Consider the following 11,951-nt stretch of genomic DNA (forward strand, 5'->3'; position numbering starts at 1 on the left):
TCAAGCCAAGGCGCGGGCCTCATGCTCGCGCAGGATCATGCGAGCAGCGCGTCCGAAGCCGGTGGATTTATTCGGGGTGCGGTCGGGAAAGATCGAGGCCAGCTCCTGCAGCCCTTCCGAGGACAGGGAATGCAGCGCTTCGTCACCCAGAAACAGGCTTTCCGCCAATGCGCCTTCGGCAGTCAGAATCTCATGCTGATCCAGCAGGATATGCAGATATTCGACCGGCTGGTCTGAGGTGTCGATGAAAATACCCGGCCACGAACACAGGTGTTTTGCGGCGACCAGAACCTCGGCGGCGCCAAACAGCAGCTCGACTTTCGGCCCCTGAATCAGAACGCGATGTTGCTGCGACACCAGAAGATCGCGTGAGGGTATGTCTGGCCCAAGGCTGCCGCGTAGGATACGCACGGGCCGCAGATCAGGGTCACGACGCAATCGCTCGGGCGGGATCGGGCTGGCCTCGATCCACCGGATGGGCTGCAGGCCGTGATCTTTGGTCCGGACCAGATCGCCGACTGTCAGGGCCTCAGCGACCTCTGGTCCGGTTTTGGTTTCGATCAGGGTCCCGGCGGTAAAGCAAACGCCTTGAATCGAAATAGTGATTGTCGCCTGACCAAAGAAAATCCCATCGGATCCCTGGATGATAAACGTGTCGGTTACGATATCGTTGAAGTCGAGGCTTTCAAAAAAGGCGGGATCGACCTCATATTCCCATTCGCCGGTATCCGCGTCTATCGTGGCTGCCCCATTCGCCGGAGGGGTCGCGATTTCCCAATTGTTGACGTCGAACGTTCCCGGAGTGTCGCCAAGAATGACCTGACCGGTGGCCACGTTCGGCGGTTTGCCCGTTACATCCCCTGTCAAATCACCCGTGACTGGAACCGAGACCATGCTAGCCCTCGCCTTGTTCCAGCAGGCGTTTGAAATCCTTCTTGCGATAGAGCTTCATATGGACCTCGCCCGTGGCATCCCGGCTCCATTCTACGATCCGGTTCTGGCCCAAGTCACCAACCAGACGGTTCGTTCGGACGCGGGGGTGTGGTATTTCTGCCTTGAGAATGTCGACAATTTCATTGGTTTGCCCGAACGGCGCAACCAGATCGACGATCCAGAACGAGGACCCGCTGGTGAAATCCGCATCTTTCAGGGGCTTTTCCTGAATGGCGTATCTATTCTCAGCCTCAAGGCTGAGGCCGGCAAAGGTTACGAACCCTCGGGGAAAGCCGTTCTGGCGGAAAATGTGGTATTGTCCCAGCCGCAACGGCGTTTCAAACGCATAGAGAACCTGCGCCAAACTACGTTTCTGATGCGTTGGGGTCAGGCCCGCCAAATAGAACATCGCCCCGAAATCGGCGTATTTTTCGGGTGAGAGATCAAACCAGTCTTTTGGAAATGTTTGGCTCACATGACACCAGATTTGCGATAGACATCATGATGATACGCTTCGGTAGGCCAGTTGCATATTAATATTTTGATGTGTTTGTGTCTTGGCGCCATGCCCCTCTCGACCCAACCCTCAATTGTGTTAGTCTGACGATACAGAGTTTATTTCAGGATGTTCAGATGATGCGTGTTGCCAAAATCATTGCAGCCTCGGCGTTAATTTTAGCACCCCAGCTTGCACAGGCTGTCGGCTTCGGTGTCCGTGTGGGGCCGCAAAACCGGACCCAGATCACGCCGCTGGAAGGCGGCATCTATGAGGTCAAGGCCATCGGATCATCGGCGCCAGTGAACTACTGGTGTGGGATCGGCGATTTCGCGATACGCACGCTGGGCGTACCCGGTCCGACGCGAATATATATCTATCGCGCCTATGAGCCGGGCGTGCGCACAGTGCAATTCTCACTGACACCACCTCCGGGCGCGGATACCGATCCGGGCTATTCTATCACGGTCAGAAAGGTCGGAGAGAATATGTCCGCGACCTCGGCGCAGGCCTATTGCTTTGACAACTTCATGGATTTTGGGTTCTGAGCCTCAGACCCATTTCGCCATGGGGGGCAGGCTCATCAGCACCGCGTCCGGATCGTGACCTGTCTCAAGCCCGAACTTGGTGCCGCGGTCATAGACAAGATTGTACTCGGCATAGAGGCCCCGATGCACCAGTTGGGTGTCTTTGTCCGCGTCTGAAAAGCTTTGAACCCGGCGCTTTTGGACCAGCGGCAGGAAGGCGGGCAGGAAGGCTTTGCCGATATCCTGCGTCAAGGCGAAATCCGCCTGCCAATCATCGGTGCAGTAGTCATCCATGAAAATACCACCAACGCCGCGCGCGCGCTTGCGGTGGGGGATGTAGAAGTACTCATCCGCCCAGTCCTTCAGGCGCGGGTAGTGGCCCGGCCCGTGCGGATCCAGATGTGCCTTCTGGGTCGCGTGGAAATGGGCAGTATCGTCGTCATATTCTATGCAGGGGTTCAGGTCCGACCCGCCGCCAAACCACCAGGCGTGCGGTGTCCAGAACATCCGCGTGTTCATATGAACGGCGGGGACATGCGGGTTTTGCATATGGGCCACCAGCGAAATGCCTGAGGCCCAGAACCGAGGGTCCTCGGTCATGCCGGGAATACCCTTGCGTGCAGCCATGGCCTGTTGTGCGCGTTCGCCCAACGTGCCGTAAACGGTCGAGACATTGACACCGACCTTCTCGAACACGCGACCGCCCCGCATCACCGACATAAGCCCGCCGCCCGCGTCCGAGCCGTCCTCGGACTGGCGTTTGGTTTCTTTTACTTCGAACCGTCCGGGGGTTGCGTCGGAATAGGGGCCGTTGTCGTGGCTGTCCTCCAGCGCTTCAAAAGCAGCAACGATATCGTCGCGCAATTGGCGAAACCAGGCTGAGGCAGTGGTCTTCTCGGAATCAAACATGGTCAGTGCGCCGGGGCTGCGACGGGGTCCAGCAAGGTGCGGCCGCCGTCAATTGTCAGGATCTGGCCAGTAATGAACCCTGCCGCGTCCGAGGCCAGAAACTGCGCTGTTTCCGTCAGTTCGGTTGGGGCCGCGATCCGGGCCAGAGGGGTGTGTTTTTCGATATCGTCGCGGAAATCGCGGTTCTCTTTCAGCGTTGATTGCAGAGATGCGCTCATGACCGATCCCAGCGCGATTGAATTCACGCGGATGCGGTTGGGGGCCAGTGCCACGGCAAGCGAGCGGGTCATCTGGTCCAGCGCGGCGGTGGACACGGAATAGGCCATCAGGTCCGGATGGGTGCGCCGTGCCGCAATCGAGGACAGGTTGATGATAGACCCGGCCGGGTTTTCCGCCTCATCACCGGATTGCTTGATCATCCGCTTGGCCACCAATTGGCTGAGGCGCAAGGCGGGCATCAGGTTCTGATTCAGCAATGTCCGGACCGAGTCGTCATCGGGATCCAGCGCATCGGACGGGATCACCTGACGCGCGCCGTTGATCAGAATGTCGACCTGATCGAACGCATCCAGCGTGGCCGACAGCAGGTTGGCGATGGTCAGTTTTTCGCGCAGGTCACCAGCGAAATAGCGAATATTGCTTTCATCGCCTTGCTCGCCCAGTTCTTCAACCAGTCGCTTTTCATCCATATCAGCAAAGACGACATTGGCCCCGGCATCTGCAAAATGCCGCCCGATGGCCAACCCAATCCCGTTGGCTCCGCCGGTTACGATCGCTGTCTTGCCAGCTATGGAAAAGGACATCCGAATCCTCCTGATTTGGGGCAGGTTAGCCGGGCTTAGGCCCGGGGGCGAGAGGCTTGGAACACCTTGAACCGGTTGTCACCGGCCACTTCCTGAACCTGGGCGAAGGATTCCGCCAGTGTCGCTTCATAGGGCAGGTGGCGGTTGGCAACCATCCACAGGGTGCCATTGCGGGTCAGGTTCTTCGCGGCGGACTTGATGAAGCCTTGCCCCAGCGCCGGATCGGCACTGCGCAATGTGTGAAAGGGCGGGTTCATGACAATGGTGTCGATAGGCTCGGGCGCGGTCCAGGTCACCGCATCCGCCCAGTGAAACTGAGCACGCGCATCGGCCACGTTTGTTCGCGCACATGTCAGCGCGATGTGATCGGCCTCAACCAGATGCAGGGACTTGAGGCGCTCGTTCTTTAAAAGACCAGCCGACAGATACCCCCAACCTGCGCCCAGATCAGCCACACGGGGGCCGATCTTGTCCGGCAAGGACTGTGTCAGAAGGGCCGAGGCCGGGTCGATCCCATCGGCGGAAAACACACCCGGAGCGGTCACGTAACCATCCACGCTTTGGTTTGCGGGGGCGGCCCAATCGGCGAAGGCCTCGGCGTCGGCCTGAAACCAGAAGATCTTGCCATGGGCCTTGGAAATAGGGCCGTCGACGGCAACGCGCTTGCGGATGTCTTTCAGAATGCTGTCGACGCCGTTGGTTTTGGCGCCGTCAACAACGATTGTCCCGCTGGCATGGCTGCACGCCTGCTGCACCAGCGACCGGGCCAGCGCCTTGGCGCGCGGCAGGAACACCAACGCATCGCTGCAAGCGGCGGCAAGTATGGGTTTGGTGGCAAAGCCCTGAGCAGCGAAATGATCGTGGAAAGGTTTGAACGGCTGGATCACCTGTGCCTCGCGCGGCAAGGCTGACAGATCCTCTTCGGGGGTCGGGCCGATCACGACCAGCGGTTGCGACAGGGTCAAACCGCTGTTCAGGGCAAGATCAAGACGAGGGGACATGATAAATTCCGGGCAACCCGGCCTGTGTTATTCTTCGCGTTCCATCGTGCATTGCAGCGGATGCTGATGTCGACGCGCGAAATCCATCACTTGACCGACTTTGGTCTCGGCAATCTCGTGGCTGAACACACCCACCACCGCGACGCCTTTCTTATGCACGGTCAGCATGATCTCGAACGCCTCTGCGTGGGTCATGCCGAAAAAGCGCTCCAACACGTGAACGACAAATTCCATCGGGGTGTAGTCATCGTTGAGCAACAACACCTTATACAGCGGGGGGCGCTTGGTTTTGGGTCGCGTCTGCAGCAGGATGGACGAGTCGCTGTCGTCATCCGGTTTGTCAGACATCATCCATGGGTTTTCCAGCATCGCGCGCAACTGTCCGATTCAGGCATTGGGTTTATCTGAGGGCTTATATAACGTTGACGCTGTCAGAATAAAGAGGCAGCGAACCCTTTCGGCATGGACAATAAACTGACCACGATCGCCTTTGATGCGGATGATACGCTTTGGCATAACGAGCGGTTCTTTCAGCTGACACAGGCCCATTTCGCCCAATTGCTGGCAGACCACGCCGAACGCGACCACCTGATGGAGCGTCTTTTGGCCGCCGAAAAGCGGAATATCCAGCATTATGGCTATGGAATCAAAGGGTTTGTCCTGTCGATGATCGAAACGGCGATCGAGGTGACCGAAGACCGCGTTCCGGCCTCGGTCATCCGCCAGTTGATCGACGCAGGGCAAGAGATGCTGGCCCATCCCATCGAACTTCTACCCCATGCGCGCGAGGCGATTGAGGGCGTGGCCGAGACCCATCGCGTTATTCTGATCACCAAGGGCGACCTGATCGATCAGGAGCGTAAGCTGGCGCAATCGGGGTTGGGGGATTTGTTCGACGGGGTCGAGATCGTCTCGGAAAAGACTGCCGAGACCTATCGGACGATCTTCGAACAGCATGGCGAGGGGCCGTCGCGCGCGATGATGGTGGGCAACTCGATGCGGTCGGATGTGGTGGCGCCGATTACCGCCGGGTGCTGGGGCGTTCATGTCCCGCACGGTCTGGTGTGGGAGGTCGAGCATGCCGAAACGCCGTCTGATCATCCCCGATTCCGGGAACTGTCGGATCTTGGCGAGCTTTCGGATCTGGTGTGCGCCCTAGGCTGATGTTGCTGTTCGGCCGCAGTTCCGGAAAAAACCGCGCAACCTTTGCCTTGTTCCCGTCATCATCGCTCATCTGGTAGGTCGATCTAGGTGCTTCGCCTATATATAGAAGGTGTTCGTGCCCCTCACGATGCCGGGAAAACCCCAGCTTTTGGTTTATTTTGCCGGGGTCCTGTGTTAGCCTTAGTGATAATCAATAAATTTCATCCGACCGGGAAAACCCGGCGGAACGAGGCAGACAGAGGCAAAGATCGTGCAGAGTCGGTGGACAATCCCGGCCCGGATGGGCGTATTCCTCACAGCGTTGATGATGGTGCTTTCCTTTGCACCGCTCAAGGCCTTGGCCGCACCGTACGCGGCGATGGTGATCGACGCGCGAACGGGCGAGGTTTTGCATTCGCGCAACGCCGACACGCGCCTGCATCCGGCCTCGCTGACCAAGATGATGACCCTCTATATCGCGTTCGAAGCGGTTCGGAACGGAGAGATCACGCTGGATACGCAGGTTCGCATCACGCGGGCGGCAGCGGCTGAACCTCCGTCGAAGCTGGGCCTGCGTTCGGGCCAGACGATTGCGTTTCGCTATCTGATCCGCGCAGCGGCGGTGAAATCGGCCAATGATGCCGCAACCGCCATCGGAATTGCGATCAGCGGGTCCGAGGCCGCATTTGCCCGCCGTATGACGCGCACCGCCAAGGCAATGGGGATGAGCCGCACGACCTTCAAGAACGCGCATGGCCTGACGGAATCGGGGCATATGTCGACCGCGCGTGACATGACCACGCTGGGGCGGCATCTGCTGTATGATTACCCGCAGTACTACAACTTGTTCTCGCGTCAATCGACCAATGCCGGGATCAAGACGGTTCCCAACACGAACCGTCGATTGCTGGCCGCCTACAAAGGCGCGGATGGGATCAAGACAGGCTATACCCGCGCAGCCGGGTTCAACCTTGTGGCCTCGGCCAAGCGCAAGGATGAACGTATTATCGCAACGGTTTTTGGTGGCAAATCGGGGGCATCGCGGAACGCTAAAGTGGCTGAGCTGCTGGATCTTGGGTTCCGCCGCGCCCCGTCGCGCGCCCCGATCCGTCGGCCTGCACGCCCGGCCTATGCGGGCAATACCGGCCTTGGCGGCACGCAAGTGGCGCGTTTGACCGGCGCGCCCAAAACCAGCCTGCGCCCGGCGATGCGTCCGACAGCGGCGTCGCAGGTTGCAAGCGCTGTTGTTGACGCCGCCGATGAAAACCGCGACCGCATCCAGGACGGGATTGCCGCTGCCATCGCGCAGGCAGATATCGCGCCCACCGCGCCTCCGGTCGAAAGCTCGGATACACGTCCGGCCTTGCGGCCCGAAAATCTGGTGCTGGCCTCGACCCAACCGGCCACGCAGCCGGAGCCGGAACAAGAGGTCGTCACGCGGCTGTCCACCTCAGGCGGGCATCTGTGGGGCGTGAATGTGGGCCGCTACACCACCCGCTATGAGGCCGAGAAAGTGCTGCTGAAAACCGCTCTGTCCGAGATGACAGCGCTGGACGGTACGCTGCGCAAGGTCAGTCAAAGCTCAAAAGGGTTCGAGGCCACGTTTCAGGGCATGACCCGCGAACAGGCCGATCTGGCTTGCCGACGCCTTCAGGCGCGCAATGTTACCTGTTTCATGATCGGGCCGTCATAAGACCCGACATATACTCTCCTGATGGGTCTGGGCTGCGAAACCTCGCAGCCCTTTTTTTTGCGCTCAGGTCAATCGAACACATGGCCGTGTTCGTATTGCTCATCCTGCCCGGCGGCAGCAGTCAGTGCGGCGACGTTGTCCTTGGTGAAGAACCCGTCGTAGTGATGACACCGTTCGATGTACTCGGTGATCAGCAGAGTGTTCTTTGAGTGCTTTGAAAAGATCTGTTTCAGGTTTGGGTCGTCTTTGCATTCGCCCACCACATGGGCCAGGAACGGCACGCCCTTGTCCTTGAGCGTATTGACCACGAAATCCACGTTCTTTTCGCCCGCGCCATGGTCGCCATCCTGAATCTCGATCGCCATGTGATGTAGGCGGCGGCCGAAATTGCGCACAAAATCCTCGGTCGGCATTGGAAGCTTGGCAAATGAGTTCACGAAAGAAGGCGTGTTGTTTGCCGTAAACACCTTGGCCGGGGATTTCTTGTCGTCATCCACATTGGCGTTTCGATTCACATTGGTGGACGAGTTCATGTCGAAGATGTTGTACGCCCCCCAGAAGTAATAGGGCACCATCGTCAGAAACTCGAGGATCGCATCTTCCCGCTCGCCCGCCAGAACCCGCGTGGCAAGGTGGTCGATCCCCAGCATCAGCGGCGCGATGTTCGATTCCGTGCCGAAGGTTGCAGCCTCTCCCAATCGAGCTTGCTCGGTATCGCTCAGCAAAACGCGGTCGCCGAGGCCCAGACTGTCGGGGTCGTTGAAATCCAGTGTGGAATAGCCAACGCGGTTGCAGGTGAAATCCGACGGCGTGGTAAAGCGAAAGCCATCCAGCGTGTAGAACGGGTTTTCCGTATCACCTGCATATTCAAACCGGATGTTCTGCCCTTCGAGTGTTTTACTAAGCTCTTTCAGATCGCAGGCGGCAAAGACCTCCCCCACGTACCGCGTTTGCGGCGTCGGGCGGGCCAGCGGGTACATCCGATTGATGCGCGGGATGAAGTCCTCGAAACTGTCGCTCAGCGGGGCCATCAGGATCAGCGCCGGATAGTCAGGATGCGAATGCAGGACCGCGAACTTGTGTGTCTTTCCCAGATAGCTGGCCGAGTGGCGGTAGGGCGTCATCACATAAAGCTCGACCATCGTATCGAACAGTGCCGTGGATTCGACCTGGATGACGATCGCACGCATCGGCCCGACCTGATCCGCGACGCCCGAGCTGGTCCTGCGCTCGTAGATCATTGGCAGGTATTCGTGAAAGAAGTCCGAGTTCTTTTTGTCACCTCGGGGTTTGTAAGACATCAGATCGAAAGACATGTGCGCCTCCTTGCCGGGCATCTGGCGGCGAACGCAGGGCCAGCCAATAGCGTTTCTCGAAATACGGTATTCAGAACATGCACTTGCGGGCATGCTATGCGCTCAACCGAATTCAGGCAACAGCCATAGGATAGGGGCCCCGGATTACGGGCCGATGTCTATCGGGTGAACTTTGTCACCTCGACCCCGCCCTCGATCAGATTTTCCCGGACCGACCGGGCGATCTGTACGGCAGTCGGGCCGTCCCCATGCAGGCAGATCGTGTCGATGGACGTCTCCAGCCGTTTGCCGGATTCGGCTATGATGGCCCCTTCGCGCACCATGTTCAGAATGCGCGGGCCAGCAAGTTCGGGGTCGTGGATCACCGCGCCGGGCAGGCTGCGATCCACCAAAGTGCCATCGTCATTGTAGGCCCGGTCGGCGAAGATCTCGCCCACCCATTTGCAGCCAAGCTCTCGTACGGCGTCTTCCTGCTTGGTGACCGCCAGTACCATGATGATGATATCCGGATCGACATCCAGCGCACCTTGGTAACAGGCGCGCGCCATGTCGAGGTCGACCGAACACATATTGGCCAAAGCGCCGTGCAGTTTCAGATGCCGCACCTTTGTGCCAGTGGCTGCGGCCATACCCAAAGCCGCGCCCAGCTGATAGCGCACCAGATTGCGCAGGCTGCCATGGGGCACTTTCATATTGCGCCGCCCGAATCCCTGTAGGTCAGGAAAGCCGGGATGCGCCCCTATGCCCACATCATTCTCAGCGGCCAGTTTCATGGTCGTGGCCATCACGTCCCAGTCACCTGCATGAAACCCGCAGGCGATATTGGCGGATGTTATTATCTTCAGCAGGCTTTCGTCATCGCCCATTTTCCAGGGGCCAAAGCTCTCGCCCATATCGGCGTTCAGATCCACGCGTGGCATCAGGTAGTCTCCTTAGTCGGTGGCAGAGATCACTCCGCTGATCAATTGGTAGGACAACAGGTTCGGGATGTCATGAGGGTCGCGGACCAGAGGTTCCACACGGCCCGGAAGGCGCGCAAGGTCCGCGCGAAACGCGGCATCAATCGCTACTGCCTGTTCCAACGTCACGAATTCAAACCGGACCGTGCCGCCCGCCGGGGTCTGGGTAGCCCTGGACATGTCGCAGGGCAAGACGGTTGCAATTCGGGGGTAGCCTCCAGTTGTCTGGCATTCGGGCAGCAGAATGAAGGGATTGCCGGTGCCGGTCATCTGAATATCACCGGGCGTTATCACCTCGGACAGGATATTGAGCTGATCTTTCGCTGCAAAACCGGGGCCGTCGCTTTCCAGCTGCATCCCCATCCGGTTGGCCCGCGCGCTGCGCGTGAACTCTGTCTGCGCAAAGCGACCCAGCGTTTCATCATCGAATAACGCGGTTTGAAAGCTTGCGACGACGCGAAGGGTGCCGCCATTGAACCGACCCGAGGGGGACAGCTTCATCCTGCCATCGCCCGCGTTCTTAGCAGCGGGCAACACATCGCCCACCGCTACGGCGCGGCCGATCTTGGCTGTCAGATGTGTCGCGCGCGAGCCGAGGAACGGTTCGGCCTCAATGCCGCCTTCCAAATGCAGGTAGCCATAGTTGCCCTGCACGGTCGCACCGATTGTCAGCGTTTGCCCTTGCTCAAGAACGTGGGATGCATTCCAGACGATTGGGGAACCGTCGATGCTCGCCTGCATCGTGGCACCGGTCAGGGCGATCCTTGTGCGTTGCGTCGCCTCGAACGCGCCACCCATGCCGGCCATTTCCAGCGCGGCCAGATCGGGGCTTTGGCCCAGCAAAGCTGCGCCTTCATGCAACGCCAGAGTATCCGCCGCGCCGGAACGGGACAGTCCCTGATCCAAGTAACCGGTGCGCCCCTGATCCTGAACCGTACAAGCTGGACCAATGCGATGAACCATCAGAGTCATGAGGCGATCTCCTGACAGGTTGCGCCGCCGAGGCCGTCGTCATTATTGGCGCGGATTGCCTCAAACTCATCGCGCGAGACAGAGGTGAACTGAAGTTCATCACCGGGTCGCAGGGTAAATGCTTGATCCTTCTCAGGCTGAAAGCAGCGAAATGCCGTTTGACCAACATGCCGCCACCCGGTCGGGGTCGGGCCGGAGAACAGCACAAACTGTGAGATAGCCAGAACGAGAGCGCCCTCGGGCACCACGGGTGTCAGCTCCTGCAGGCGCGGTATGTTGAACTCGGGTCCCAGCGGCCCGAGATAGGGTTGCCCTGGCGCAAAACCGATGGTCAGCACCTGCACTTGTGTCTGGCTAAGCCGCCGGATAGCCTCGGCCGGGTCCAGCCCAGCAACACGCGCGGCATCCTCCAGCTGTGGGGCAAGGTCTGTGCCATATACAGTTGGCACCCGCCACAGTCTTCGTCCGCTTGGCAGAGGGGCACTATACCAGTCTTGCTGGTTCAGGATCTGCTGCAGGTGACTTGTGATCTCAAGATGCGAAACCACCTGAGGGTCAAAGCGCACATATGCAGACCCCAGGGAGGCCGTTGTCTCGATAAGCCCGTGCAGCGCTAAGCTGTCCACCTGCGCCCGAAACGCCAAGGCCGCCCGGTTTGCGGCCTCATCCATCTTGTCTGCAAATGTCACCAAAGCACCGTCAAGCCCGACGGTGCGCACCAAAGGGTAGGAAAGACCTTCAGTCATAGGTGGGCCGAGATTGGATCGTGTCTTGTCATTCGGGAACCAGACCGCATCCCAATGAAATGCGCAAGTAGAGGAAAGAGTGATCCCCGCCGACTCGCAAAACGGAGCTTCTGAAGCCTGTCACCGGATTCGACTCGCGGGCGCGAGTCGGGTTTATAGTAGCCATGGGCTAACTTGGCCCAAGATGTTGTGGTTTGCCATTGTGGGGTTCCGGTCGGGCTATAGTGTTCCTTGGATAACCCGCCTGCATCTGGCTGTTTTGGCGCTGGAAGGCATTCGATAACCTTTTGATTTTATAACTTTAAATGGAATATCGCAAAAAAATACGCCGATATGTAATTTTCTGCTTGCGGCCTTCTGCGCTAAACCTTAGAACCCCCTTCACCGGCGCTGCTGAGGCGCTGGAGACGCACTGGAGAGACGGTGGGACGGGCCGGAGAGACGGTTGAGACG

General features: G+C 59.0%; 13 protein-coding genes. 3 read left to right on the plus strand and 10 right to left on the minus strand.

Going from position 1 to position 11,951, the window contains the following annotated elements; genetic code table 11:
* Both AC2FD8_RS16000 and AC2FD8_RS16005 read right to left on the minus strand, forming a co-directional pair.
* Positions 1-894: a Hint domain-containing protein gene (locus AC2FD8_RS16000; RefSeq protein ID WP_496857729.1), complete on the minus strand. Its 894-nt coding sequence runs from the start codon at positions 892-894 to the stop codon at positions 1-3.
* A 1-nt stretch (position 895) separates the two neighbouring features.
* A complete protein-coding gene (locus AC2FD8_RS16005) occupies positions 896-1,408 on the minus strand; it encodes a toxin-activating lysine-acyltransferase (RefSeq protein WP_496857731.1) in 513 nt (170 codons plus the stop codon).
* Between the two features lie 161 nt (positions 1,409-1,569).
* Here AC2FD8_RS16005 and AC2FD8_RS16010 point away from each other — a divergent pair, with 161 nt between their 5' ends.
* Positions 1,570-1,977: a hypothetical protein gene (locus tag AC2FD8_RS16010; protein ID WP_496857733.1), complete on the plus strand. Its 408-nt coding sequence runs from the start codon at positions 1,570-1,572 to the stop codon at positions 1,975-1,977.
* Positions 1,978-1,980: 3 nt separating this feature from the next.
* On the opposite strand, the gene hemF is transcribed toward AC2FD8_RS16010, so the two are convergent.
* The 4 genes from hemF to clpS are packed head-to-tail and all read right to left on the minus strand — an operon-like array spanning position 1,981 to position 5,038.
* Positions 1,981-2,865, minus strand: coding sequence for an oxygen-dependent coproporphyrinogen oxidase (hemF, locus tag AC2FD8_RS16015; protein ID WP_496857735.1), 885 nt, complete (start codon positions 2,863-2,865; stop codon positions 1,981-1,983).
* A 2-nt stretch (positions 2,866-2,867) separates the two neighbouring features.
* Positions 2,868-3,668 carry an SDR family NAD(P)-dependent oxidoreductase gene (locus tag AC2FD8_RS16020; RefSeq protein ID WP_496857737.1) on the minus strand — a complete coding sequence of 267 codons (801 nt, stop codon included), beginning with the start codon at positions 3,666-3,668 and terminating at the stop codon, positions 2,868-2,870.
* Positions 3,669-3,703: 35 nt separating this feature from the next.
* Positions 3,704-4,669 (minus strand): class I SAM-dependent methyltransferase, encoded by a 966-nt coding sequence (locus AC2FD8_RS16025; RefSeq protein ID WP_496857739.1) that lies wholly within the window; start codon positions 4,667-4,669, stop codon positions 3,704-3,706.
* A 27-nt stretch (positions 4,670-4,696) separates the two neighbouring features.
* Positions 4,697-5,038, minus strand: a complete 342-nt coding sequence (clpS, locus tag AC2FD8_RS16030; RefSeq protein WP_496857741.1) for an ATP-dependent Clp protease adapter ClpS — start codon at positions 5,036-5,038, stop codon at positions 4,697-4,699.
* Positions 5,039-5,131: 93 nt separating this feature from the next.
* On the opposite strand from clpS, the gene AC2FD8_RS16035 reads away from it, so the two are divergent.
* Positions 5,132-5,833, plus strand: a complete 702-nt coding sequence (locus AC2FD8_RS16035) for an HAD family hydrolase (RefSeq protein ID WP_496857743.1) — start codon at positions 5,132-5,134, stop codon at positions 5,831-5,833.
* A gap of 280 nt (positions 5,834-6,113) precedes the next feature.
* A complete protein-coding gene (locus AC2FD8_RS16040) occupies positions 6,114-7,505 on the plus strand; it encodes a D-alanyl-D-alanine carboxypeptidase family protein (protein ID WP_496857754.1) in 1,392 nt (463 codons plus the stop codon).
* Between the two features lie 68 nt (positions 7,506-7,573).
* Here the strand turns inward: AC2FD8_RS16040 and AC2FD8_RS16045 are convergent, their stop codons facing one another.
* The 4 genes from AC2FD8_RS16045 to AC2FD8_RS16060 form a co-directional block, all read right to left on the minus strand.
* Positions 7,574-8,821 (minus strand): hypothetical protein, encoded by a 1,248-nt coding sequence (locus AC2FD8_RS16045; RefSeq protein WP_496857745.1) that lies wholly within the window; start codon positions 8,819-8,821, stop codon positions 7,574-7,576.
* A 158-nt stretch (positions 8,822-8,979) separates the two neighbouring features.
* Positions 8,980-9,741: a LamB/YcsF family protein gene (locus AC2FD8_RS16050; RefSeq protein ID WP_496857746.1), complete on the minus strand. Its 762-nt coding sequence runs from the start codon at positions 9,739-9,741 to the stop codon at positions 8,980-8,982.
* Positions 9,742-9,753: 12 nt separating this feature from the next.
* On the minus strand, positions 9,754-10,752 hold the full coding sequence (locus tag AC2FD8_RS16055; RefSeq protein WP_496857748.1) for a 5-oxoprolinase subunit C family protein: 999 nt from the start codon (positions 10,750-10,752) through the stop codon (positions 9,754-9,756).
* The gene (locus AC2FD8_RS16060) at positions 10,749-11,498 is read right to left on the minus strand and encodes a 5-oxoprolinase subunit B family protein (RefSeq protein WP_496857750.1); all 750 of its coding nucleotides are present in this window, start codon (positions 11,496-11,498) and stop codon (positions 10,749-10,751) included. Before AC2FD8_RS16060 ends, AC2FD8_RS16055 begins: the two co-directional genes overlap by 4 nt.
* Between the last annotated feature and the right edge of the window lie 453 nt (positions 11,499-11,951).

Source organism: Ruegeria sp. YTSC192 (genome assembly GCF_059609705.1).